This window comes from Flavobacterium sp. M31R6 (assembly GCF_013284035.1).
Taxonomy (GTDB): domain Bacteria; phylum Bacteroidota; class Bacteroidia; order Flavobacteriales; family Flavobacteriaceae; genus Flavobacterium.
Genome location: NZ_CP054141.1, coordinates 3,323,903 through 3,350,051, shown reverse-complemented (window position 1 = coordinate 3,350,051; position 26,149 = coordinate 3,323,903). Strand labels below are relative to the sequence as shown.

Below are 26,149 nucleotides of genomic sequence, written 5' to 3'. Positions count from 1 at the left end.
TTTTCGACTACTTCCCTGACCTTAAACTACCTCCAGCCTGTCGTGGGGGGAATTGTTGTAAGGATATCATGTGTTCTTTCATAGCATCTTGTACTTGTCCTCCCCAAGCTACTCCTAATTTCATTGCGACTTCACGTGATTTCCATCCATCATGTCTTTCAAAAGGATCTTGCCGTAAATTGAAAAGCAAGGCACTAGGTTTATTGTAATCAAAAAATCCTTCTCTAGTTTGAAAATGTGATTTCCAGTTTCCTATTCGAATACCTGTTAAATCAGATTCATTGTAGTAATAAATAATATTTCGACTTGAGGCTTGGTCTGAAATCCAGTGATTCAAGTTATCGACTCCGTCTATATAAACATTATTTGATTGTTTTAGTTTTTCATTTATATTTTTTACACCACAAGCTGATGCTAGTGTTGCAAAAATATCTGTATGGTCTTGAATACCGTTAGATATTTTAGCTTTCGGAATCATTTTTGGCCAGCGTACTAGCATTGGTACTCTTACTCCACCTTCCCAAGTTGTAGCTTTTTCTCCTCGAAATGGAGTTGTGCCACCATCAGGAAACCAATCGGCCATAGCGCCATTATCAGAAGTAAAAACAACAATGGTATTATCGGCAATGCCCAAGTCGTCTAATTTTTTTAATAATTTGCCTACCATAGCATCAAGTTCCATTAAACCGCTACCATAAATATCAAATTCAGAAGAATATGGTGTTGCCAAATTTTTACTTTCTGGGCGTAAGTGAGTATAAACATGCATTCTTGTCGGATTGTTCCAAACAAAAAATGGAGTGTTACTCTTTGCAGAACGTTCCATAAATTGAAATGTTCGTTCCAAAAACTCATCATCTATGGTTTCCATTCTTTTAGGATCTAATGGTCCAGTATCTTTGATTGTTTGTTTACCTACTTTTCCAAAACGTTCGTCCACTGCTGGGTTATCAACAGTAGTAGCTTTACAATCTAAAACACCACGGGGTTTATAACGGGAATTAAAACCGGGGTCGTTAGGCCAAGTTTTTAAAAAGGGTTCTTCCTCTGTATTCAAATGATAGAGATTGCCGTAAAATTCATCAAAACCATGCACGGTTGGTAAATGCTCGTTATGATCTCCTAAATGGTTTTTGCCAAATTGAGCTGTATTGTATCCTAATGGTTTTAAAACTTCAGCCAAAGTAGGGTCTTTTTCGCTCAAACCAATTGGCGAACCTGCCATTCCCACGGTAGTCAAACCCGTTCTGATGGGCAATTGTCCCGTAATCATCATGGATCTTCCAGGAGTACAAGTTGGTGCTGAATAATGGTCTGTAAACAAAATACCTTCCTTGGCAATTCGGTCAATATTTGGAGTAGGCACCATCATATTATGGTTATATGCTCCAATGTTAAACCAGCCCACATCATCAGTCATGATTATTAAGATATTGGGGTTATCTGGATTGGTCTTTATACTTTTTTGAGCGTTTAAGGCTATTGAAGAATTCAAAGCCAGCAATACCAGTAGTATCCATTTTTTTTTCATTATTATAGATTTAGTGTTTGTTAATATTGCATTTTATAAAAGTGACTACTTGTACATTTTTATTGATTTAAAAATAAAAAATTAAGTCCTACTGTAAAAGTAAATCCTCCATATCGATTTTTTTCTCCAAAGTTTTGTGAAATCCTACTTAGAACACCAATTTTCCCGGGTTTTAACCAATAAGATCCATAAGCCCCAACATTCCAAGCTTGATCTTTTGAATATAGATTTGGATTGTTTTTGTCTTCCTCTAGTTGTGTTGTATAATTGCCGTACAGTCCAACTTCGTGTCCCAAAAGCCAAGTATAACAAGCCCCATAATCAAAGGTCAAATGCGGAGCTTCTTTGAAATCTGAATCTTTTTGAATTTGATTTGTTTCATAGGTTATCGCTCCTGTTATTCCTATATTAGAATTCGGTTTGTATCGACTTGCAACTCTAAAATTATGAGAATAATATCCTAAACCTACATTGTCAATATCGTTATATTTGTATTTACCTGTTGGCAACCAGACACCATAAGACATTGCAAAAGACCAGTCTTTTTTTACTAAACTTAACCAGATTGGCTGGATATATAAGTCTCCAAAACCCCATGTTTTGTTATTAAACGACACCGTTCCATTTCCGGTTTGGGTGCTGTAATAATTCAAAGCGATGGTAGAGGATGGATTATTTACTGTAGGTATGACCATAAAGCCCCATTGAAATTCTCCAATTTTTTTTTTGCCGCCATAAAGCATCATCAATACAAAAGAATTTGTTTTTACATTTTGCTCAATATTCAATTCAGTATCTGTATTGGAACTGCCTGATTCAATTATATCTGATTTATCGCCATTATTATTATAATAATTAAAATTATTATAGACATAATATACCGGTAAAATTATCCCTGGAGGAGGAACAAAGTAATCGTTTGGGTTAAAATAGCCACCTGGGTAATGTCCTTGCGAATATGAAGGTAAATTAGCCCCAATAATAAAAAAGAGACAATACAATGAAAAATTTTTTCTAAGTTTCTTCATAAAATTGAATTAATAAGTTGTCCAACCTCCGTCTGTGGCAATAGTAGCACCTGTTATATTACTTGCATCATCTGAAAGTAAAAACAAAATTATTGCAGCCTGTTCCCAAGGAGTTGAGCCACGCCCATTAGGGTCATTCATTGAAAGTAAACTTTGTGATTTCCCTCCAGCCATACCACTACCCATTCCTTTATCCATAGCCCATTTTACAAAATCGTAAGCTCTAAATACCATTGGTGTATCGGTTTGTGCCATATTTACCGAATTAACTCTTATGCCATTAGGAGCATAATCTATAGCTGCGTTTCGGGTTAGTCCAATCACGGCGTGCTTGCTGGCAGAATAGGCCGCATTACCAGGAAGCCCAATTATTCCGGCTATGGAACCGATATTTACAATTGCTCCACCTGTATCTTGCTTTAAAAACTGATTAAGTTGCGCTCGCATAGCATAAAACATTCCCGTTATATTGGTTTTCATAACCAAATCCCAATATTCGTCAGTAGCATTGTGAATGGGAGATGGAAATAAATGGGTGGATTCTTCAAAATTTTGAGGTTTAGATGGGTCATTTCCATCCATAACACCTGCTGCGTTAAGAACTAAATCAAGTTTGCCATACTTTTCAATAGTTTCAGTTATAATGCGATTGCATTCTTCAACTTTGCTAATATCTGCAAGTATCGCTAGTGCATCTCCCCCAAACTCTTTGATTTGTTCAATAGTTTCGTTTAATTCCTTTTTTTTAATATCCACACATACTACTTTAGCACCTTCTTTAGCAGCTCTAATGGCAGTACAACCACCAATGCTATTAATGGCAGCACCAGTAATTAGTAACACTTTATTCTGAAATCTATTTTCAAAAAAAGTATTGGGATCTACAGGTTGAATTCCTTTTTTCATAGAATTATTATTTTAAAGTTATGATTAAGTTTAAATGTGATTTAGTTTTTTTTAATTTCGCAATTAATTAATTTTTAAATCTTTATTAAATCAAATATAAATATTTTTTTTTATTAACAAACATTTTGTTTGTTAATAAAAAAACACTTAGTATGGAAAAACCTAAAAAAATTCGGGTTAACTCTGAAAAATGGGTAGTTGATAATTGCATAAAGGTATTCAATGAAGAAGGTCTTGATCTTACTTTAAATGAAATTGCAAAACATTTACAAGTCAGCAGAGGTAAAATAAATTATTATTTTCAAACCAAAGAAGAGCTATTGATAGCCATTGCAAAAGAATATGAAAAAGCACTAGTCCTTATTCAAGCGGAGCACGTTTTTAATGATAAAGATGATTTTATCTTTCAAATGTTTCAACTGTATAGCAAGATAATGGACAATCAATATAAGTTCCGTTGTGCAATTATTTATACTACAGGAACTAGTAATTCGCGAAAGGATATGGTTCGTCAAATTAACAGTAGTTATAAAAATTCTAAAGAAAGAATTTTAGTAATGACTCAAAATTTGGTACAAATGGGTTTGCTAAAAGAAACTGTTTTAGATCCTCCAGTCTTTGATGTATTTAATTATCAATTTGTGAATTTATTTACTACTTGGGTCATTCAATTGGAAATCTATGACAAGACTGAGGGTTATGATCAAATGAAGCCTATTTATTTGCAGGGCATCGCTAATTGTTATTGGATTTATGCTACTGAAGTTGGACGCAACTCGATAGACAAAATACCATTTAACGATTTATAAAGCAGATTTTAAACCACCCCATTAAGGGTGAAATTTTATAAATACAGGTCTTCAAATGCAGTTACTATCCTAGCAAATATTTTTTTTGTAAATAATTTTTAATCCAAATAATTTTAAATAGGTTTTTATACATTAGTTGGTAATTTTTAAAGCGCAAATCAACTTTGGTAGCAATTGAAAACTAGTATAAAAAAAATTATATGCTACTATAATCGATTTCTTCAATCAATTTTTTTGCATTTGGCGTGGCAAAAGGCAAAAAGCAACTTGCAATTCCTTGTAAATAAATGGGTTTCATTTTTGCATAGCCTTCTTCTTTATCATAGATTTCAAGGTTTATTACCCAGGATGTAAAAACTGTAATAAATTTAAATCGGAATACTTCAAAATTTGGATATTCCAAAATTTTTGATTCCAAAAAACTTAAATCAATTAATGTATTTGTTAACAATAGGAAACGTTCTTTGGAATCTTTATAGCTACTATTGATTTGATTAATCATATCTTTTCTTGAATTGCTGGTTGCGGATGCATAAATCATAACGCATCTGTAATGATACTGATTGTCCATAATCAATGAAAAAAGTTTTATTTGTTCCAACAAAAAATTGTGATTATTAGAATATTGGAAGCCACTAGTAATTTCAGATAATTTCCTTTCGTAATCCAATGAAATAGCTACTAACAACTTTTCTTTTGTTGGGAAATAATAAGTAATTCGGCCTAGACTAATTTGTAATTCTTCAGCAAGCTGATTTAAGGTGATATCTAGCCCTTTAATATTAAATACATTAATACAATTTTCAATTAACCAAATTTTGGAGCGTACTCCTTTTTTCTCTGACACTTATACTTTATTTATTTGCAAATTTAACCTTTAATTAATGGTAAAATAATTAAAACTACAAATCAATTTAAAAACAGGTTTTTAAACGATTTAAATCACAAGTTATTAAATAATTACCATAAAAGCAATTTCATTTATTTAAAATAAAAATTAAAAAATATTTTTTTTTTATTTTTATTAATTAACTTTGATAAACTTTAAATCGATAAATGAAAAATCACAAAAGTATTTTCCGAAAGGTTTTTTATTTTTAATGTAATTACCTTTTCAATATAATCATTTTAAAGAATGCTTTTCATCTAAGTTAAAGTACAAATACCTGTATCGTTCAGCAATTAAGAAAAGTATTGAAGCCAGTTTGCGGCAAAAAAGTAATGGTACCGGAATAATAAACTAAAAAAAAGCTATGAATTCAACCAAAACAATTGTTATAACCGGTTCCCAAACCGGAATGGGATTAAGCACAAAACAACTACTAGAGAAAAATGGTTCAAAAGTAATAGGAGTTTCTAATTCTGGAGACCCTGAAATTACAGCTGATCTTTCTACAAAAGAAGGTGTTGATTATGCGGTATCTGAAATTATTAGATTATCAAATGGTCAAATTGATGGCATATTTGCGAATGCTGGAGTTGATAGTGAAAATGTAGAATTAGTATTTGATCTCAATTATTTTGGTATCACACGAATGTTAGAATCATTACAACCCTATTTAAAAAAATCAAACAATAGTAGGGTAGTCATTAATGCTTCAAACTCAGTTGTAATTACTCCAGGGATTCCTGAGGAAGTTGTAGATGCTCTTCTAAATTTTGAAAAAGAAAAAGCAATTCAGTTAATCAAAAGCAACCCTCATTATGTATATCAAGTTAGTAAGACAGCGATTGCAAAATGGGCAAGACAAAATGCACATAAAGCAGAGTGGGCGGGCAACAATATATCAATGAATATAATTGCTCCTGGGGTTGTTCTTACTCCATTAATTGAACACGACATGAAGGATCCTCGCAAAGCGGCAGGCATAAATATGCTGCCGAAACCAATTGGAGAGATTGCAAAACCAGATAATATAGCTCCATTAGTAAAATTTCTTCTTCTTGACGACTCCAGATTTATTATTGGACAATATATTATTATTGATGGAGGCACAGAGGTATTATGGCGTGAAAAAGATTCTCCTAAAACATGGGATATTAGTTTTGATGACTTTCAGAAACTATAAACTATCTGAAATCAATATTAATTAATTCAAGTTGCTGGATAATAGCTTTATTTAATTGTAATCTAAAGACAAATAGAGTGAGTTTTATTAGGAAGCCTTCCAATTTAACTGCAGGTATTGTACTTGGGAACATTTTTTATATTACTTATAGATGTTTCTACTCGTTTTCTCATTTTGAGTTTTTCGTTTTTTTGTTCTAATGTGTCAATTTATTTGGCATTTGACTTATGTTGAATTTTCAATAAAACACATTTTCTCTCTAGAGCTATATTTTCCATTCGATAATCTGTATAAGCACTATCACTTTTTAATGATATTTCTATAGGAAATTTATCAATCCTTTTTCCTTATGCTTTTGCATCCCCAGTTTTACCTGGTGTAAAATGAAAGGCTATTGGGATGCCTTTTTTGTGGTGAGTAATTGTACTTAAACTTCATAAAAATAATTTCGCATACTAGCAACTTGAATTAATTATAAAAGCGGAGATATTAACCTTGCAGTTCTTTCCACCAATTGCTTATAAAGCGGGCGAACTTCCCAATTATTACCATCAATTTTTTCGGCATCTTTTATATCCGAGTAAAAAACATTGGCTAATTCCTTTGCAATCTCATGGTCATACACAATGGCATTTACTTCAAAGTTCAGGTCAAAACTGCGGTAATCCATATTTGCTGTTCCAACAATCGACATATTTTTATCAGTTACTAATGTTTTGGCGTGAATAAACCCTTTTTTGTATAAATAGATTTCCACACCTGCTTTTAGTAAATCGGAATAATAAGAGTGCGCAGCCGAATTTACAAGCACAGAGTCCGAAATTCCCGGAACCAGCAGTTTTACAGATACTCCGCCTAAAGCTGCTACCAGTAAAACATCTTTAATACTTTCACCAGGTATAAAATACGGAGTGGTAATAAGTACTTCTTCTTTGGCAAGGCTTATGGCTTGTAGCAAAGAATATAAAATGGTTGGACGGCCGGAGTCTGGACCACTAGCAGCTATCTGCACTAATTTATTACCGTTACCTTTAAACGAAGATATTTCAGGAAAGAAAGAGCTATCGGGTTGCAAATTATCTTTTGCACAAAAATTCCAGGCGCAGAAAAAAAGGTATTGCAGGTAATAAATACCTGGGCCGTCAATCCGTAAATGGGTATCGCGCCAAAATAGTTTTTTAGGGTAAGTAGTGTTGTTAATATACTTGTCGCTTATGTTTATTCCGCCAACAAAAGCCGTTTTACCATCAATAACAATTATTTTTCTGTGATTGCGATAATTCATTCGGTTTGCTAAAGCAATAAAAGTAATTTTATGAAAAGGAAAAACCTCAACTCCCTCGGCTTTCATTCTTGCCACCATTTTTTTACGGATAGCATAACTTCCGAAATCATCATAAATAAACCGAACTGCAATACCTTCTTTCGCTTTTTGAATTAAAATTTCCGCTACTTCATTTCCAATTTTATCATCCTCATAAATGTAATATTCAATATGAATATGGTGTTGGGCAGCTTTCAATGCCGCAATTACTTCAGGAAATTTATGTTCTCCGTTAATCAGCAACTTTACTTCATTGCCTGCGGTCAAAGCACTTAAATTATCCTGAATCAGTAAGTAAGCAAGTTCTTTATTTTGTTGTATAATGGAATTATTTTGTTCTAATGTCTTTTTGGAATAGGCAATGACATCTACTACTATTTTCTGGGCAAGATGCCCGTCTTCTATTAGTTTTTTGCTATATAGCTTTCGTTTTCTGTAATTAATGCCAACTAAAAAATAAAAAATCATTCCGAACAGCGGTACAAAAATAACGAACAACAGGTAAGCCAATGTCTTAGCGCTGCTTCTTGTATCATAAATGATACGAAAACTCACAAGCACTAAAACAATCGGGTAAATGATTTCTATGAAGATAAGCCAGTTCATATCCTGTTTACAGATTATCAATTTCAGCATTCATTTCCTTGAAGGATTTTTTTATCCTTTTCAAGCCAAACGACAAAACGATGGACGCAATGCCACTGAAAATGAAAGAAAGGGCTGTAAACATCGCGATAGACAAGCCTGTAAAAATGGGATTGGATAGAAGCATAAAACAGAATAGGACACACAAGACACTCATTACTGTTGTCCATCCCCAACTTTTAACACCGAGTTCTTTAAGTTCGAAGGAAAAACCAAGGAGCAAAAAAGAGCGGAACAAAAGCGTAAAACCTACCACAAAAGAAAGAATACTCATTGAAAGCCCGGGATAAGCTACAAGGTAGATTCCTAAAAGAAAGGAAATAAGACCGCTGACAAGATGCCATCCCCAACTTTTTAATGTCTTTACATTAACAACAGCAAAAGCGATGTCGCCAATTCCAGAAACGATAAAGGAGACACTGAATAAAATGGAAAGAGCTAAATAAGTTCCAATGGGTGACCGAAATGCCCAGATTCCGCAAATAATAAATAAGATTCCGAGTATCAATGGTAGATACCAGTGTTTTGCAACATTGCTAAAAGATTTAATGATTGTTTCCATTTTTTTGTTTTTAATTGTTCTTGTTAAAGTTTTCGTTATTTAGCGAACTGTCGTCACTCGTTTTTAATAAAAATATATCCGAAAAGCATCACGAGGCTACTAAACAGAAAAATAGTATAACTATAATTATCGAGATTTAAATTCATATTATTTTACTAATTCGTTGTTAAAGACATACCCTTTGTGATAACTCTGTAAAGCTCATTATAAATAGAAGGAATAAAAACTAGTATAATCACGGTACCAAAAAAAGACCATTCACAATGATTACTCCCAAAAAAAATGTTTTATGCTGCTATAAATCAAGTTCTACAATTTTTACAAATCGCTATAATAGGTTTTTATTTTTCTTAATTTGATTAAATGAATTTTTTAATATTTCCAATAATTTTGATGGACTAAATTTTATTTGTTTAATTTTTGCTAATACTCTATCAATTGCTAAAAATGTGACAAAAGATTGTAAAACTGCAAGATCAATATTGGGATTTTCATAAAAACTTTTATGTTGAAGTGACAGTAAGTTGGTTATTATCAAATATAGTAAATACAAAAAAAATAAAGTGAATCTTATATTTTTTAAAGAGATTACAAAATTATTTAATTCTATTAATTTATAATTTTGAACTCTAGTAGAATTCAGATTTAGAATTGAGATTATTTTGTCAATTAAAAATTTTAAATATTTATGGAATAAAATGGCAATAAAAATTCCTAATGTAATTATTATATAAATCCAAGTTTCTACATTCAAAATAGTTAGTTGATAATAATCATCTATTAGGTAAGCAATTATAGGTATCAAAAATGAGAACGCTAAATATAAAAAAACACTTAATTGAACACTAAGTATAGGAATAGCAATTACTGCAAAAATTACTAAAATTGTTATGGGTAAGTATATTATATTAGCAATTATCTTAGCTAACAAATTATTATATTTTTTATTTATTTGGAAGGCTATTGTGCAAATTATTAGATAAGTTATAATTTTTAAAAATAAAAACTCAATTTTATTTAATGAACTGATAAGAAAGTTTAGTAAAAATACCATCCCAACAATCAAAATGTTCATTAGTATAATTATTATTGTTGGGTAAATTTCTTTTTTTCTAGGTTTCATTTTTTATAATTATAATTAAAGTATTTTCATTTTGATAAAGTAAAAAATTTTACAAACAAATTTTTCCTATTATTTTGAATTTAGGTTAGGATCAAAATGCTCTTTTTGATTTATTTTTTTTTGTTTTTCAATTTTTCAAATTGTTTTGAATGTGAATTTAGCTAATTTTAATTTTACTATTCATTTGAAAAAGTAGAACATAATAAACTTATTAACAAATAGTTAATTATTGCAGTATATTGCAATTGTCGGTTTCTATTTGCGAAGAAACCCTTTTCAATTATTATTTTCTCCGACCAAACGTATATAAATTTACATTAAAAAAAAATTTTTTTTTAATGTAAATTTATATATTTGTAACCAATAGAGAAATTAAATATTTTAAAAAAAAATTAGACCCACAAAGTTATCTTTATGTAGATAAATCTAAACAAATCGGTTAGAGATAATCATTATGTATTTTACAACTTATCCCAATGAAAAAAAAATTTTTTATCATCATAAATCTATTGGCTTTTGCCATAGGAGTCAATGGACAACAAATTGAAAACGGTGGGTTTGAATTATCAAAAAAAACAATGTATACTGGTATTTTAATGTCTTACACAGGTACACAAAAAGATAATGTGGCATCCACCTTTGAAAATGTAATTTATAGTAAAGATAATTCAACATCCGTTAAAATTGGTGGTGGTTATTTTATTCTTAACAATTTTGCAGTAGGAATAGGATTGAGTATAGGATTTGATAATACAGAAAAAGAAATAAATAACACAATAGGTACTAATACTGTTTCCAAGCTTAATTCCAACACCTTTGGATTCACTCCTTTTGTCAGGAATTATCTTTCTTTAGGGTCAAAAAAAAGATTTTATCTTTTTAATCAAACTGGAATTATATTTTCAAAAAGCAAAGGAGACGAAACTAGTACTACTGGAAATAATACAATCGAATCCACCATTTCTAAAAATGCACTAGGGATTTCTATCTCCCCTGGAGTTCTTATTTTTGTTGATGATGGATTTGCATTTGAAGTGAATATCCCTATTGGTGGGGTGAATTACAGTAAAGAAACTAAATCGTCAACTAACTTGCCCGATGCTGTTATAAAGCAATCGAATGTAGATTTGAATATTAATATCTTAAGGATGAATTTAGGATTTTCCTATTATTTTTGATGCTAATTCCGTTCCATTGTATGAAATAATTTCCCCTTCTTTTGGTATTAAATACTTAACTATATGAATAAAAATCTTTTCATTGTACTATTTTTACTCTCGACATTTGCCTATTCTAAAACTAATAATTACAGAAACACTATGCTAGTTGGTACGGATAGTTTAGAAATAGACACTATAAAAAACACCAAAGCAAGATTCAAATATTTCGAAATCAAAACTCACGCTGGCGTACATCTTTATTCTGGAAAAAGTCTAAACGCTGCATTAGAACAAGGCTACGGATCACTGGAAGCTAGAGTAGGTTGGTATCCTAAAAGCCCTGAAAATTGGAGCCAATATTATGGAAATCCCTCTTATGGTGTCGGATTCTATTCCGGATTAATTGGCGATCCAGAAATTCTTGGAAAACCAAATGCTTTGTACGGCTTTATTAATTTCCCATTAAGTAAACCAGGCAAGCGAACTGGTATTGAAATCAGTCCTTCATTTGGATTGACGTATAATTTAGTTCCTTTTAACGAAATTGAAAACCCGAATAATGATGCTATTGGCAGCAAAATTGCCGTGTATTTCAATTTACATTTTGGAGCAGCATATCAAATGACAAGAGAAATGGATTTGATTTATGGTCTTGATATTTCTCATTTTAGCAATGGTCGCAGCAATGTGCCCAATCACGGTTTAAATATGTTTGGCTTAAATTTGGGCTTACGTTACAATTACAATAAAGAGTATCAATGGAGTAGTATCAATGCTTTCGAGGCCGACCCATTGCCAGCAAGAATCAAAGTTGCTTCTAAAAGCCCCAATATGGCACTGAAAACAAATGCCATAAATCTTTATACCGCATTTGGCATTGTCCAAAAAGATGAAGACAAGGGTACTTCGAAGCATTATTCCACTTTTTCAGTAGTAGGGGAATACCAATATAAATTTTCTAATATGCACGGATTTACAGCTGGTTTAGATTATTTTAGAGATGAAAGTTTAAGTCCGAAATACCCTTCTTCCGAAAGAAATTTGCTGGGCGTTCACGCAGGATATGATTTTATGTTTTGGAAAATGGCCATCCGAATGCAAGCAGGAACCTATCTCAGTGATGACAGAGGAAAAGGCGCTTTTTTTCTGCGCCCCGCATTACAATATGAAATATCTAAAAAAATATATGTGCAAGTGGGTTTGAAAACGCTTGCTGGAGCTGCTGCCGATTGGATTGAATTTGGAGTAGGATTTAAACCCTTTAATTGGTAATTTTTATTTAATTTGAATTTTTTTACCAAATACAGGAATTTCAAGGCCTACAATAAATTGCCATTGTTGATAAGTAATATTTGAACTTTCTTTGCCTAAATCTGATTCTATTTCAATAGGTTTTGAAAAAACAGAACTGCTTCTCGTGTAAGAAGTACCTAGTATTAGTTGGATGGATTGAAACTTTAGTTCAAATCCACCACCAAAATGGTAAAAATCTTGACTAAAATTGATGTCTTTTTTTGATTGACTATTCAAATTAATTAAATTGGCATTACTAATATAAGCTGAATAATCAGTGGCAAAACTTAAATACCCTTTAATTGATTTATGGATATATAATTCTGAGCCAACACCAAAATTGAAAATGGGTTTAGCAGATTCTTCTAACTGAAAAGCTATATCAGGTTTATTTTCTTGTGGAATTGTGGGGATTTCAATTCGATCATAATTTTTTATTCCACTGTAACAGGTGGCGTTTAAATGCAATTTATGTTTCCCCAATTGGATGCCACTGCCTACCGCAATCGACAATGGCGTTCTTCTTGCTGCTTTGAGATTATTTTCTTTATCCGTAACTAATAAATCTTTATCCGGACCAATTCCTGCAATGACTTCTTTGTAATAAAATTCTCCATTATTCCACACTCCTATATGAGGTAAAGTCAAAGTAAGCCCCAAAGTGGCTTTATTAAAATTATAATTTAAACCAGCTTTTAGAAACACCCCATAAGTAGTTTGTTCGAATCTAACTTTGTTTTTGTAAGAGGCAACTAGTGTGTTTTGAGAATGTTGAATCGTATAATCAAATTCACTTTCTCCTTGCTCATTATAAACGGAAACAAATGTAGAAAATCCAATATTAAGTCTGTCGTTTATTGAGTCTGCCCAGCTTAACCCAAGCCATTCTTCTGAGGATTTAGATTTTATTTGAATGGTACCACTGTAGGTTTCGTCACCAATAAATTCATCTAATATATCCTTCACCTTAGTTATGGTAGTGTAATTCAGATTGGTCTCATTAGAAGATTTACTCAATAGCGTATAGGCAAATTTTTGATTTTTGAATGTAAATGTACCTGCAATCATAGAGGGAATTCCCTTGAAATCGGAATCTTTGAAGGAAACATCATTGCCAATTGCATCTTTTAAACGAAGTTTACTCAGTTGATATACTTTTGCGTTGACACTAAACGAATTGTTCTCTATTTCGGTTAAACGTGCTGGATTGTAATAACCTACTGCCAAGTCTTCGACACTACCTGTAACATTCCCTGATAATAAAATCGATTTATTTCCGAAATTATTAAAATTATAATTTCCCTGTTGGGCATAGCTATTTAAAAATAGAAATAAAGGTAATAAAAGGAGCCGTTTGGATAAAACATAAACCATTTTACAAAACATTAGAATTTATTATTTAGAGTATTCGTTTAAGATGATATCAAATTACAGTTAATTTGGAAGTAAAATATAAATAATAAATTCATAAAGAAATAAAGTTGATCTTTTATTTAGTAACATTTCTTTTTCTACTACTTCTTCTTCTTGAGTTTAATACTTTTTAATAGTTATTTTATTTTACCAAACGTATAAAAAATAAATTAAAAAAAATATTTTTTTAAATATTAAAAAAATATATTTGTAAGTAATTTAAAAGTCATAATCAAAACTCAAGTGTTTTAAAACCTAACAGAAAATATGAAATTAACCCAATTATTTTCCGAGTTTTTTGAAAGCGAAAAAGCATCAGGAATTATTTTGATTCTGTGCACGGTAATTTCGTTAGGGATTGCCAATTCTGTATTTGGGGCTGATTACCAACATTTTTGGCATACTGATTTTGCCGGACATCCCATTGAATTTTGGATTAATGACGGATTGATGGCCATTTTCTTTTTGCTGATTGGATTAGAATTAGAAAGGGAAATTTACATTGGTGAATTGTCCGATATAAAGAGTGCTGCCTTACCTATTTTTGCAGCTTTAGGAGGAATACTGATTCCTGCAGGATTGTATTTAGTCTTTAATTATGGGACTCCAATGCAATCTGGTGCTGGAATTCCGATGGCTACGGATATTGCTTTTGCTTTGGGAATTTTATCTTTGTTGGGAAATAAAGTTCCTGCCTCTTTAAAAATATTTTTGACGGCTTTGGCTGTTATAGACGATTTGGGTGCTATATTGGTTATTGCCATTTTTTATACCAAAGAGCTACTCTTGCACAACTTGTTTATTGTATTAGGTGTTTTTGGTGTTCTATTGATTATGAACCGATTAAAAGTCAGAAATTTAATTCCTTATTTGATTGGTGGTGTCGTGATGTGGTATTTTATGCTTAATTCAGGGATTCACGCCACGATTACGGGTGTTTTGCTGGCCTTTGCCATTCCGTTTGGAAATGGAGATGAAAAATCCACTTCCTACATTTTGCAGCATTTCCTCCACAAACCTGTATCTTTTGTTATTTTACCCTTATTTGCCATAGCCAATACAGCGATCGTCATTGGTTCGGATATAAGCGAAATCCTTTCGCAACAGTACAGTATTGGTATTGCCACGGGATTAATTGTCGGAAAACCATTAGGAATTATGCTGTTTAGTTTCTCAGCGGTTTCTCTGGGGCTTTGTAAACTGCCCGGCGATATGAACTGGAAGGCTATTTTAGGAGTAAGTTTCTTGGCGGCGATAGGATTTACGATGTCAATTTTTGTTACTTTATTGGCATTTGCGGATCCGATAATAGTTGCTAATTCTAAATTTGTTATTTTATTGACTTCTTTTGCAGCAGCAACAATGGGTTTTTTGCTTTTGAAGACCACACTTCACATAAAACTAAAAATGCTATAATTTTTTTTGAGATGATTGGTTTACTATTTATTTGATAAAGATTTGGAAAGGAAAGGTGGATTCAAGACCTTAATGCAACAGTTGGTCTTTTTAGTGATGATCAAAAATACTAATTTGGTTTTAAATTGAGGTATTTGATCTTGTTTATTTCTAGTTCTAACATGTATGCTGGTGTTTTATATCCCAATACTTTTCTGGGTCTATTATTAAGTTTATTTTGAACTTGATTTAGCTGTTGTTCGGTAATGTTATTAAAGTCAGTTTTCTTTGGAAAATAGCGTCTTATTAGCCCGTTTGTGTTCTCATTTGTACCTCTTTCCCAGGGCGAATATGGATGAGCAAAATAGATATCCATTCCTGTATTTTCTTTAAGCCATTTATGATTCGACATTTCCATTCCATTATCGTATGTCATTGTTTTTCTTGCCTCTGGAATTAAGATGTTTAAGGTTTTTGCTACGGCCTGTGTCATGGTTTCTGATGTTCTGTCTTTTAGGAAAATGATATAAGTAAATCTTGTTTTTCTTTCAACCATTGTGGCAATTGCGCTTTTGTGTCCTAGACCTACAATTTGGTCGCCCTCCCAATAACCAAGCTGTTTTCTGTTTTCGATATCTGGTCGCATTTCAATACTAATGGCATCTTTAATTCTAGATCTTTTAGAGCCAAATCTCTTTTTGTTTCTTCTTTTTGAATGGCTGTAGGGTAGTAGTTTGATTAATTTTCTTCCTAACCTAGATTGTCTATGCTTGTAAATATGCTTATATATTGCTTCATAGGAAATAGACATTATGGGGTCATTTGGATATGAATCTTTGATACTTCCTGCGATTTGTTCAGGTGAGTGATCATTGAGTAATCCTCTATATACAAACACTTTTAGCCTAAAATGAGTGTTTATTTTGTCAAGGTTCCTCTTGTTTAGATACTCTTCTTTAGCACAAAAATCGGCAAGATGTGCTTGGTATTTATCACTAGAGATACGAATCCATTTTTTGACTTCTCTGTGGATCGAACTCCTGTTACGATCTAATTGTCTAGCGATATATAAAATTGACTTCTTTTCGGATAGTAAAGTCTCGATTATAACACGCTCTGCAAAGGTTAATCTGTTACGTTTCTTTTCCATATACAACAAATTTAAAAAATTAAAAGTGTTGCATTAAGTTATTGAATTTACGAAATTTTATGAGCATTGTATCTATGGTCTAAATGGAATGGTCACCAGTATTCTTTGGGAAGATTAGGGTGTAAAATCTAAGAATGTTATAAATTGGAAAGGGCACGGAATGGAATTCATCGCGGTCAAGTAATAGATTATAAAATTGAACCCAACATTAGAATAAATGATAATTTAATTTCTCATTTTTCGCCAAAAACCGCTTATGTTTTTGTGAAAGGAAAAGAAAAAATCCAGGTTAAGCAGTTGTAAACGCATAAAAAAAAGTAGGGTCTACAGTTTATTCTAATGCTAAATCAAATGGGAATATTATTCATTATGTTGATATTGGAATCGCCTTTTGTATGAAGGGGATAACGCCTATTATATCATACTTGAGCAATTAGAACTTTTGGTTCAAGACAAATATTTTGGAAATGTAATTTATGGTGTGGTATCAGGAGATTTCATTAAGGTATGTTCCACACCTATTTCTGAAGAAGAATTAAAATCAATAATAAAGAACTTATTATCCCCAATATCTAAGGGAAAGCCATTCATGTGCAACGAATGTAGCAACTGCCCGTATCAAATTCTTGATGCCAATGGATTGTACGAGAGAATTTTGGGAGAAAGTGAAACACTAGAAACTTTTGTTGGTCAGAAAGCATTATATGCAATCCCTCCTCTAAGCTTTGCCAGTAACATAAGTTTTTATCCTCAAAATGGGTCGTTGACATTGACATAACTTCCATAGTAGATGATAAGACTAAAATACTGCGTATGCCTTTTACATATGATATATATAATGTATTGCCAAATTCTGAAGGAAGAATTAATAAAAAAAGGTCAGTTTCATTGTTTATACATGGTCAAAACACGGCAAGTCATTTGAAAATTTTAATTCTGGAAATAAGACAGGTGGTATCTCAAATAATCAGTCGTCCAGTTATTTATGGTCAATCGTCAGATACAGTATTTGTCGAAACTGCTTTACATGACGACAGCCGTAGGCTTATGTAATTTATTAATTTATTTAATGGTGAATTTGCAACTATTAGTGATTTTTTTACTGGCAACTTTTGGGTTTCTCTGTTGGAAGAATATGCCATTACCAATCGCGCAGCTGGCAGTGCTTTTACCTTTAATGATTTAAAGGTGCGTGCAATCACAAAGCTTGTTGAAGCTGGATATGTTTTTACACCAAGGGAAGAATCAAGAATTAATGAAGAAAATTTAGAGTTAGGATTAAAAAACACACTGGCTGAGCTATGCCAATACCAAGTGTTTTTTAAAGGATACCTCCTAAAGTGCAATCAATGTTCATCTACTTTTTATTACCATTTAAATGAAATTGATGAAACAGTTAAATGTAAAGGATGCCTTCAAAGTTTCACAATGTCAGTAGAACCTAATTTTGCCTATAAGCTAAATGATCTTATTAAGAATAATATTTATAGATCAAAGACCGAAAGAGATGCTAACCTTACAGTAATTAGAACATTGGCAAGCATTGCAGCACGGAGTAGACGATCTTTTCAATTTAGTCCTCAAATTAATTTATATCTATCATTTTCGGATCGGAAACCTGATACAGATATTGATATTTTCTGTGTATCTGATGGCAAGTAATAATTGGTGAAGCCAAACATTCCTGTTATGCATTTTTTTGAAAAGAATAGTGATGGCCTAAACTCACTGCAGGTTTTGGCTAATATAGCAAAGATAATTAGGCCCGATAAACTAATTATTTCGTGCTATGAAGATAATGCGAATAAATTGGACAACGCCCATAAAACATTGGAAGGTTTATTCTACGAACATCCATATGCCCCAGAAATAGAAATCAAATTACTTCCAAAACCAAATGATTTTGCATTAGGACAACATCGTTACTTTTATTATTAAAATAAAGCTAAATCTAAACGGAATGAGCCCGATACAATACCGAGCTCATTATTATCAAAATTAATTATAATTTCGTCCAAACTTTTGGGTGCATTCTAATTGCTAAGGTTGTTTTTTTAGTTTATTTAATCCCAAATTGTTCTTTAAGTTTTTGTAATTCTTTTTCCAGTTTCGAGATCATAGACATTGCTTCATCATGTATGGTTGGGTTGACTTTACGCAGCTTGCTACTCAAGTTATTCATTTCCCTGCCAATTGTTTGCTCAGTGGTAATTGCATACAATTCAGTCTGGCGGATTGACTGGTGCCCCAGCATCTCTTTTACTACGGAAATTGGCACATCATTATTAAGAGTAACTGTGCTACCAAAAGTACGTCTGGCTTTATGTGTGTTCAATTCGCAAGTAAACCCACAAAGATCGGCTATTTCTTTAAGATATGCATTCATTTTTTGATTAGATGCGACGGGTAGGACAGTATTCCTCGAAAGGCAGAGCGGATGTTCTTTGTACTTTTCTATTATTTCGAGGGCTTTGGGAAGTAATGGAACATTGGTCACAGAACCAGTCTTTTGTCTTTCGGACATTATCCATTGCGCTCCATCTATACCTATTTTTATATCTGTTTTCCGAAGTTGGTATGCGTCAATATAAGCCAGACCAGTATAGCACTGAAAGACAAAGATATCACGAACTGTTTGGAGTCTTGTAGTTGTAATACTGACCTGTTCGAGCGTGCGCAGTTCACTCGCGGTAAGTGGTCTTTTTACAGTTTTTGTCATTTTACGTTTGAATGCTCTGAAAGGATCCTGAACAATTATATCTTTATCAATTGCCCTGTTTATGATCTTTTTCATGCAGGCAATATATTTTAAGGCAGAGTTATTTACACAATTTCGTACGGTTTTTAGATATAATTCATAGCTGATAATAAAATCATAATCTAAGTCCCTGAATTCAATATCCTCCGTCGCGTATTTGTATTTCACAAATTCTCTGGCATGAAATCTTGCTGTCTCATAGCGTTTGTGTGTTGCTAGAGCATAATCTTGAGGTACCAATGCTAACATTTCGTCATTATGCTTTTTAAATTCTTGAAGAAGCATTGCTTTTGAAACTATCCTTCCCAATACAAAATCAATAATCCGCTGCGCTGAAATCGATTTTTCGTTGTAAATTAAATCCATTTTAAATTGGTTGATCCGAGTGGTTAGAGCATCAAGAAAATGATTTAGAGTCTTGGCATCTTCCTTATTTCCCGTTGCTCTTTCTGTTTTTTGATCCCACCTTTGAATGTCCCATGTCCTTTTAGTAGATGTCTCTTTAGGTATTCCATCTACTGTTACTCTCAGATAAATATATCTGCTGTTTGATTTGTTTTTGGTTGTTTTCAAAAAGAAACAAAGCCCAAAGCTGCTTTCTAACATAATTCAATTTTTTAAGTTAATAAATATAGAATTATGATGTTCTTTAGTCAAGTCGTTAACCTGTTTTACATGTTGTAATTCAGTTACTTAAGTTCTTTTTTATGGCAATTTTGTGGCACTTTTTGCTCCAGTACTAAAATGCCACAAAATTGCCATAAATATTTGGAGCACTTTTGAAAATTTTGATAGTTGCAGGAAAAATAAAAAAGCTTGCAAATTTTTAAATTTGCAGGCTTTTATAGGGTTTCGAGACATTTTGTGCGTTTTTGGCAACTTTGAAAAGTTGGCTTTAAACGGTCCCAGTGGAATCGCCGGGAATCGAACCCGGGTCCAAACAAGCAACCAAAGAGCTTTCTACACGCTTATTTCCTGAATGAATTTTCGACTTGGAGTTAGGTCAGGAACAACCGCTCTTTGCTTAGCTTCTTTAATTTCGAAATCCACCCGAAGCTTGTGAAAATCTAGGTTTAAATTTACGATTCACCTTAATCGACCGCTATAAACCAAAGCTTTCGAGATGAATCCTGCTTTCCTACCTGGTAGGACGAGGCTAATCTTACTATGATTCAGATTATGCAGCAAGAGCGTAGTTTCCTTCGCCGTGTAAAATGTTTGAGACCTTTTATTTACGAGAATTGTCCCAGTTCTCGACGTGCTTACTTTCCAATTCGACTTGCTGTCAAAACCAGTCGACCCCATTTAATTTTAGATTTATGATATTAGATTTTGAAGCCAATATTTAAATAGAATATTTTGCAAAGTTAGTATAAATTCAAAGGAATTCCGAATGTCAATTTCAATATTTCAATGGTAAGTTTCAAAAAGCTACAATCCTTTCTGTTAATTAAATTGTATATCCACTTTGAAATGGAAGGTATTAAAATTCAGCCATATTCTATTTTGACTTTTTATGGCGTTGTTTGTTGGTTATTTTGTTTAAAATAGACTGTAAATAAGTTTAATTGTTGTTAAATAAAGGGTTATTTGTAAAATTTTGATTATGAGTCGTTAAGTTATTGATTTAAAAAGAAGTTTAATTCTGTTAATATTGCATTTCAGGGGGTATTTTGTTGTTATTTCTTATTAGTATGATAAAAAATATATAATTTGACTTAAATATTAAGATAAAAAAATCATATTTATTTTTTATTCCTTAATATTGTGTGAATTATTTAACTAAAACCAAAATACTATGAAAAAAAAATATTTTACTAAAAAAGGTTGGTTCCGTGTTCTCTTTGTTTTTTGTTTAGGAATAAGTGTTCAAGCACAAACATACACAAGTTGGAAAGTAGGTAGTACTACAGATAAAGTGACGACAACTACAGGAGGAGTTCTTCTTGATGGAGGTAAAGAATCGAATGATAATGCTTTTCGTTGGTTTTTAGGCAAAGCTGGTGGAGGCGATGTGGTTGTTATTCGTGCTAGTGGTGCAAATGGTCATAATGATTATTTCTATTCTCAATTAGGAGTTACTCTTAACTCAGTAGAAACAATATTAATAGATACAAGAGCTAAAGCAAGTCTTGCCGAAATTGCTACTAAAATTAGAAATGCTGAAGCTTTATTTATTGCTGGAGGAAATCAATATGATTATATTTCTTATTGGAAAGATACTCCTGTTGAAGATGCTATAAATTATTTGATTAACACTAAGAAAGTACCAGTAGGAGGATCAAGTGCAGGATGTGCTATTCAAGGAAAGTATTATTTTACTGCCGCCACTACTAGTGTTCTTTCTGCAGATGCTCTTGCAAATCCGTATAATTCGGGTGTAACAATTGGGGTTAATGATTTTATAAGCCATCCCATTTTAAACAATGTTATTACTGATACTCATTATGATAATCCAGATAGAAGAGGACGTCAAACTACTTTTTTAGCTAGAATGTGGAAAGATCAAGGGGCTGGATTGAATGCCAAAGGGATTGGTATTTATGAGAATGCTGCGGTTTGTATTGATCAAAACGGGATTGCCAAAATATTCGCTCCTGCAACAACTAACTTTGCTTATTTTTATCAAATAGAATCCAATTCAACTCCTGAAACCGTAACTTCGGGTTCGCCTTTAACTTGGAATAATAGCGGAAAAGGGGTTAAAATTGTTAAGATTGCCGGAGACCCAACCGGGACAACTTCTTTCGATTTACATAATTGGATTACAACTTCAGGATCCAATGCCGCTTGGGGAAATATTAAAGTGATTAATGGAACTTTGACAGAAACACTTGGGGGAACTCCGCCTAGTGGGAATTCCTGTGCAACTCCCTCTGGAATAACTACAAGTGCAATTACTAATATAAGTGCAACGGTCTCTTGGACAGCTACAGCTGCGACAAACTATACCGTTCGTTACAAAACGGCCGCAGCTTCAACTTGGACAACATTGTCAAATACAACTGCTACTTCCGTATCGCTTACTGGACTTGCATTAGGTACTGCTTATAATGTTGAAATTGTTGGAAATTGTACGTCAGGAGCTTCTACATCAGGAACATCTACATTCACAACAACTGGAGGTTCTACAGTAAGTTATTGTACTTCCAAGGGGAATAGTTCATCCAGTGAATGGATTAAGAAAGTTGTTTTTGGAACTATAAATAATTTAAGTAATGATAATGGAGGTTATGCCGATTTTACAACTCAATCTACTGCAATTACTAAAGGAGTGTCCAAAACTTTGACATTAACACCTGGATATAGCGCTACAAGAAGTTTGTATTGGAAAGTTTATATTGATTACAATAACAATGGTTTATTTACAGATTCCGGCGAAGAAGTGTATTCAATATTCAGTAGTGCGACTTTGAGCCCCAGTATTACTGTTCCAACAACAGCGGTAACAGGTTCCATTAGAATGCGAATTATAGTGAGTTATAACTCTATCAATTCTCCTTGTGGTACTTATAATTATGGAGAAACAGAGGATTATACTTTGAATATTTCGTCTACAGCAAAAATGGCGTCTCAAGCAGGTAAAATTCTTGCCGATTCAAATGATGGAGTAAAAAAACTTCCAGCTAAAATTGAAATATATCCAAATCCGGCTAGAGAAGATTTTAATATTTCGTTTAGTAGTGAAGTAAATGAAAAAGTAACCGTAAAAGTATACAACATTCAAGGGCGAGAAGAAAAATCTTTTGTAATTGATGCTACTGCTGGAGAAAACCGATTCAGAAACAATACCGCCGGATTAAGCAATGGTCAATATGTTGTAAAAGTGATTAAATCCAACGAGATTTCAACTACTAAATTAATAATAGTCAATTAGTGATTTATGTATGTAGCAAAAAACTCCAAAATATTTTTGGAGTTTTTTTTATCAGAATTGTTCCGTTTTGAAATTATTGGCAAATCAAAAATCTATATTCCATCTACAATTTACAATCGGTAACTTGCATTCTGTAATCTATTACCTGTTTTCTATTCTCTTTTTTCTAAATTCTAAAATCTGCAATCTAAAATATCTTTATTCATCTGCCACTTTAAATGGATAATCACCAAATATCACAGAGAGTTTTCGAACCGCATAAGTGTTTCTTGTAAATTTATTGGACAAAGCAATTATAGTTACATTTTCGTCTTTTAAAGGAATGTACGACGATGTAAAACCGTGCCACCAACCGTTATGAAAATAGAAATTTTTCCCATTTTCCCAATTGATCATTCGAATACCCAATCCGTAATTTTTGGTTCCTTTTCGTTCGTTGCTGTACCCAGTATACACTTGTGCCAATAATTCAGGTTCCAAAAACGATGGTGAATTCCTTGCTCTGTCAAATTTCAATAAGTCGCGGGGAGTGGAGTAGATGTTCTTATCGCCATAGATTTTGTCAAGATAATCAATCCCAATTTCTACCCTATTGGCTTTATACGATGGAGCTACGTTATGTTTGTCTTTGTCAAAATCCAGGACAAAAGTATTGGTCATCCCTAGTGGTTTGAAAATGATTTCAGCCATTGCATCTCTATAAGACATCTTGGTTACTTTTTCGATAATTAGAGCCAGCATCGCATAATTAGTATTGCAATAGGCAAATCGGGTACCCGTTCTTTGTTCCAACCCAATATTTTTGGTTCCCATTATGGTCAATATGTCTTGGTTGGTCAACGTATTGTGCCTGTCCCAAACACTTTTATCGCGATCCGTAAAATAGGCATAACTGCGCATACCACTTCTATGGTCTAATAGCATTCTTACTGTAACATCCGGATAGGGAAATTCTTTAAGGAAATCAGTGACTTTTTGATCAAGGTCAATTCTTTTGGCATTGACCAATTTTAGAACAGCCGTAGCCGTAAGTACTTTACTCACTGATGCGATATGAATAGGAGTAGTGCTCGTTATGGGAGTTTTGTCCCTTAGGTTGGCATAGCCTTCATATTTTTCGTAGATAATCTGACCATTTTTGGCAACAAGAAAACCACCATTCATACTGTTATTAGGCCAGTTTCTATTGTAAAAAGAATCTATTTGTCTATGTTTTTCGGCTATATAATCAGCGGTGAGTTTCGTTTCATTCACCAAAGGTTTCATTTTTGGCAATACATTTTTCGGAAGATCGGCATCTTTTAATTCCGCTTTTTCTATCTGTTTAGTGTCTTTTTTACAGGAGCTCACTATTACGTTTAGGAGCAGTAAATTTAGTATAATCGCCTTTTTTGTATAATTCATTTTCGTGGTACTAAAAAAGCAAATATATAGAAACAAATACTTTTGGATTATAGTTTTTTTTAAAATTTAACTTTTTTTTGAAAGCAATTTTTATTTGGCTGATGCTCAGAATAAGAAAACAAATTCTATTTAATTATTGATTGGAATTTAATAGCATTATTCTTGATAAGAGAATAGATAGTAGTTAGAAATAGTACCTATAAAGATTGAAAAAAAGTACTTGAAATGTAGAATCTATTGCGTCAGCCACAAAATAAGTTCGTGCAAAAGGACTTATTTAGCCCACGACTTTGCCCAAACGGATTGTTTAGACTACTTTTATCGACTTTTGTAATTAATCATATAAATATATTTTGTTTTAAAATAAATTGTTATGTTTGTAACAAATAAAGTCGATAAAGTTATATTTATAATTTTTTAAAATAGTCGAAATGAAGTTCGGAATCATAAAAGAAAGGAAAAATCCACCCGATAGAAGAGTTGTTTTCTCACCCAATGAATTGGCAAAAATAAAGCAACTGTATCATGATTGTACTATAAAAGTAGAAAGCTCGGATATTCGTATTTTTACCGATGCCCAATACCAAAGCATGGGAATTGAAGTTGCCAATGATGTAAGTGATTGTGACGTTCTTTTTGGGGTAAAAGAAGTACCGGTTGAGAACTTGATTCCTAATAAAGCCTATTTCTTTTTTTCACATACGATTAAAAAACAACCGTATAACAGAAAGCTGTTGCAAGCTATTTTGGAGAAAAATATTGACTTGTATGACCATGAAACCATTATAGATTCACACAATCGTAGATTAATAGGTTTTGGAAGATATGCCGGAATTGTGGGCACTTACAATGCTTTCCGTGCGTTCGGTTTAAAATTTGAATTGTTTAAAATGCCAAAAGCCGAAACGCTTTCAGGCAAAGATGCATTGATTGCCCATTTAAGAAGATTGGTTTTGCCTCCTTTAAAAATTGTGGTAACAGGAACTGGAAAAGTGGGAAATGGTGCCAAAGAAATTTTGGATGCCATGAAAATCAAAGAAGTCACACCAGATAATTATTTGACTAAAAATTACACCCAAGCAGTGTACACTCAAATAGATGTTTTGGATTATAATAAAAGAAAAGACGGTCAAGTACTTGATTATATTGATTTTCACGAAAATCCTTCGGAATATCTTTCTGATTTTGAACGATTCACCAAAGTTTCAGATATTTACATTGCGGGTCATTTTTATGGCAACGGAGCTCCTGTAATCTTGAGTCGAGAAATGCTTCAGGCAAATGATTGCAAGATAAAAGTTGTGGCTGATGTTTCCTGTGATGTCAACGGACCTGTAGCTTGTACGTTGCGTTCTTCGACCATTGCAGAACCTTTATACGGTTATTTGCCTAGCGAAAACAAAGAAGTAGATGTTTTTCATCCTGCTGCAATTGTTGTTATGGCGGTAGATAATTTGCCTTGCGAATTGCCAAAAGACGCCAGTGAAGGTTTTGGCGAAATGTTTTCAGAACACGTTATTCCTGCCTTTTTTAACGGAGATAAAGACGGTATACTTAAACGAGCCAAAATGACCGAAAAGGGAAAACTAACCGAGCGTTTTAGTTATTTACAAGATTATGTTGATGGAAAATAAAGTTAATGACTAATTCCCCAAAAATATAATTGTAATAGAAAAACCTGCAAATTGTCGATTTGCAGGTT

Annotated in this window: 21 protein-coding genes, 1 other RNA gene and 1 pseudogene; 10 read left to right on the top strand and 13 right to left on the bottom strand. The window is 32.7% G+C overall.

Annotation, left to right across the window (positions count from 1 at the left end):
- Positions 1-7 precede the first annotated feature (7 nt).
- From HQN62_RS13765 to HQN62_RS13755, 3 genes are read right to left on the bottom strand one after another with little or no spacing between them, the layout of a single operon-like run.
- A complete protein-coding gene (locus tag HQN62_RS13765; RefSeq protein ID WP_173504796.1) occupies positions 8-1,531 on the bottom strand; it encodes an arylsulfatase in 1,524 nt (507 codons plus the stop codon).
- Positions 1,532-1,590: 59 nt separating this feature from the next.
- Positions 1,591-2,559, bottom strand: coding sequence for a SphA family protein (locus HQN62_RS13760; RefSeq protein WP_173504795.1), 969 nt, complete (start codon positions 2,557-2,559; stop codon positions 1,591-1,593).
- A gap of 9 nt (positions 2,560-2,568) precedes the next feature.
- Entirely contained in the window at positions 2,569-3,465 is an 897-nt protein-coding gene (locus tag HQN62_RS13755) for an SDR family NAD(P)-dependent oxidoreductase (protein ID WP_173504794.1), read from the bottom strand.
- Between the two features lie 152 nt (positions 3,466-3,617).
- Between HQN62_RS13755 and HQN62_RS13750 the strand changes: the two genes are divergently transcribed.
- A complete protein-coding gene (locus HQN62_RS13750) occupies positions 3,618-4,274 on the top strand; it encodes a TetR/AcrR family transcriptional regulator (protein WP_173504793.1) in 657 nt (218 codons plus the stop codon).
- Between the two features lie 196 nt (positions 4,275-4,470).
- On the opposite strand, the gene HQN62_RS13745 is transcribed toward HQN62_RS13750, so the two are convergent.
- A complete protein-coding gene (locus tag HQN62_RS13745; RefSeq protein ID WP_173504792.1) occupies positions 4,471-5,121 on the bottom strand; it encodes a TetR/AcrR family transcriptional regulator in 651 nt (216 codons plus the stop codon).
- A 406-nt stretch (positions 5,122-5,527) separates the two neighbouring features.
- Here HQN62_RS13745 and HQN62_RS13740 point away from each other — a divergent pair, with 406 nt between their 5' ends.
- On the top strand, positions 5,528-6,343 hold the full coding sequence (locus HQN62_RS13740) for an SDR family oxidoreductase (protein WP_173504791.1): 816 nt from the start codon (positions 5,528-5,530) through the stop codon (positions 6,341-6,343).
- 1 nt (position 6,344) lies between these two features.
- On the opposite strand, the pseudogene HQN62_RS19175 reads toward HQN62_RS13740, so the two are convergent.
- From HQN62_RS19175 to HQN62_RS13725, 4 genes and pseudogenes are all read right to left on the bottom strand, one after another.
- Positions 6,345-6,803: pseudogene (locus tag HQN62_RS19175) on the bottom strand (transposase family protein); the annotation flags it as partial.
- A 12-nt stretch (positions 6,804-6,815) separates the two neighbouring features.
- The gene (gene cls, locus HQN62_RS13735) at positions 6,816-8,273 is read right to left on the bottom strand and encodes a cardiolipin synthase (protein ID WP_173504790.1); all 1,458 of its coding nucleotides are present in this window, start codon (positions 8,271-8,273) and stop codon (positions 6,816-6,818) included.
- A gap of 7 nt (positions 8,274-8,280) precedes the next feature.
- Entirely contained in the window at positions 8,281-8,874 is a 594-nt protein-coding gene (locus tag HQN62_RS13730) for an HdeD family acid-resistance protein (protein ID WP_173504789.1), read from the bottom strand.
- Between the two features lie 328 nt (positions 8,875-9,202).
- Positions 9,203-9,997 (bottom strand): hypothetical protein, encoded by a 795-nt coding sequence (locus HQN62_RS13725; RefSeq protein WP_173504788.1) that lies wholly within the window; start codon positions 9,995-9,997, stop codon positions 9,203-9,205.
- 476 nt (positions 9,998-10,473) lie between these two features.
- On the opposite strand from HQN62_RS13725, the gene HQN62_RS13720 reads away from it, so the two are divergent.
- On the top strand, positions 10,474-11,175 hold the full coding sequence (locus tag HQN62_RS13720) for a hypothetical protein (RefSeq protein ID WP_173504787.1): 702 nt from the start codon (positions 10,474-10,476) through the stop codon (positions 11,173-11,175).
- A 63-nt stretch (positions 11,176-11,238) separates the two neighbouring features.
- Positions 11,239-12,429 carry an acyloxyacyl hydrolase gene (locus tag HQN62_RS13715; RefSeq protein ID WP_173504786.1) on the top strand — a complete coding sequence of 397 codons (1,191 nt, stop codon included), beginning with the start codon at positions 11,239-11,241 and terminating at the stop codon, positions 12,427-12,429.
- A gap of 3 nt (positions 12,430-12,432) precedes the next feature.
- On the opposite strand, the gene HQN62_RS13710 is transcribed toward HQN62_RS13715, so the two are convergent.
- Complete coding sequence (locus tag HQN62_RS13710; protein ID WP_173504785.1) at positions 12,433-13,836, bottom strand: hypothetical protein; 1,404 nt, start codon at positions 13,834-13,836, stop codon at positions 12,433-12,435.
- A gap of 294 nt (positions 13,837-14,130) precedes the next feature.
- On the opposite strand from HQN62_RS13710, the gene nhaA reads away from it, so the two are divergent.
- Positions 14,131-15,279, top strand: a complete 1,149-nt coding sequence (gene nhaA, locus HQN62_RS13705; RefSeq protein WP_173504784.1) for a Na+/H+ antiporter NhaA — start codon at positions 14,131-14,133, stop codon at positions 15,277-15,279.
- 109 nt (positions 15,280-15,388) lie between these two features.
- Here the strand turns inward: nhaA and HQN62_RS13700 are convergent, their stop codons facing one another.
- Positions 15,389-16,408 carry an IS30 family transposase gene (locus HQN62_RS13700; protein WP_173504783.1) on the bottom strand — a complete coding sequence of 340 codons (1,020 nt, stop codon included), beginning with the start codon at positions 16,406-16,408 and terminating at the stop codon, positions 15,389-15,391.
- A gap of 391 nt (positions 16,409-16,799) precedes the next feature.
- Between HQN62_RS13700 and HQN62_RS13695 the strand changes: the two genes are divergently transcribed.
- The 3 genes from HQN62_RS13695 to HQN62_RS13685 all read left to right on the top strand — a co-directional run bounded on the left by HQN62_RS13695 (position 16,800) and on the right by HQN62_RS13685 (position 18,346).
- The gene (locus HQN62_RS13695; protein ID WP_173504782.1) at positions 16,800-17,186 is read left to right on the top strand and encodes a hypothetical protein; all 387 of its coding nucleotides are present in this window, start codon (positions 16,800-16,802) and stop codon (positions 17,184-17,186) included.
- Positions 17,187-17,533: 347 nt separating this feature from the next.
- Positions 17,534-18,070, top strand: coding sequence for a hypothetical protein (locus HQN62_RS13690; RefSeq protein WP_173504781.1), 537 nt, complete (start codon positions 17,534-17,536; stop codon positions 18,068-18,070).
- Positions 18,071-18,097: 27 nt separating this feature from the next.
- Positions 18,098-18,346, top strand: a complete 249-nt coding sequence (locus tag HQN62_RS13685) for a hypothetical protein (protein WP_173504780.1) — start codon at positions 18,098-18,100, stop codon at positions 18,344-18,346.
- A 121-nt stretch (positions 18,347-18,467) separates the two neighbouring features.
- On the opposite strand, the gene HQN62_RS13680 is transcribed toward HQN62_RS13685, so the two are convergent.
- Together HQN62_RS13680 and ssrA are read right to left on the bottom strand one after the other, a co-directional pair.
- Complete coding sequence (locus HQN62_RS13680; RefSeq protein WP_173504779.1) at positions 18,468-19,772, bottom strand: site-specific integrase; 1,305 nt, start codon at positions 19,770-19,772, stop codon at positions 18,468-18,470.
- Between the two features lie 300 nt (positions 19,773-20,072).
- Positions 20,073-20,469, bottom strand: a transfer-messenger RNA (tmRNA) gene (gene ssrA / locus HQN62_RS13675).
- A 495-nt stretch (positions 20,470-20,964) separates the two neighbouring features.
- Here ssrA and HQN62_RS13670 point away from each other — a divergent pair.
- On the top strand, positions 20,965-23,043 hold the full coding sequence (locus HQN62_RS13670) for a GEVED domain-containing protein (RefSeq protein ID WP_173504778.1): 2,079 nt from the start codon (positions 20,965-20,967) through the stop codon (positions 23,041-23,043).
- 198 nt (positions 23,044-23,241) lie between these two features.
- Here HQN62_RS13670 and HQN62_RS13665 read toward each other — a convergent pair whose 3' ends face one another.
- On the bottom strand, positions 23,242-24,447 hold the full coding sequence (locus tag HQN62_RS13665; RefSeq protein ID WP_173504777.1) for a serine hydrolase domain-containing protein: 1,206 nt from the start codon (positions 24,445-24,447) through the stop codon (positions 23,242-23,244).
- Between the two features lie 431 nt (positions 24,448-24,878).
- On the opposite strand from HQN62_RS13665, the gene HQN62_RS13660 reads away from it, so the two are divergent.
- The gene (locus HQN62_RS13660) at positions 24,879-26,081 is read left to right on the top strand and encodes an NAD(P)-dependent oxidoreductase (RefSeq protein ID WP_173504776.1); all 1,203 of its coding nucleotides are present in this window, start codon (positions 24,879-24,881) and stop codon (positions 26,079-26,081) included.
- The last annotated feature ends 68 nt before the right edge of the window (positions 26,082-26,149 follow it).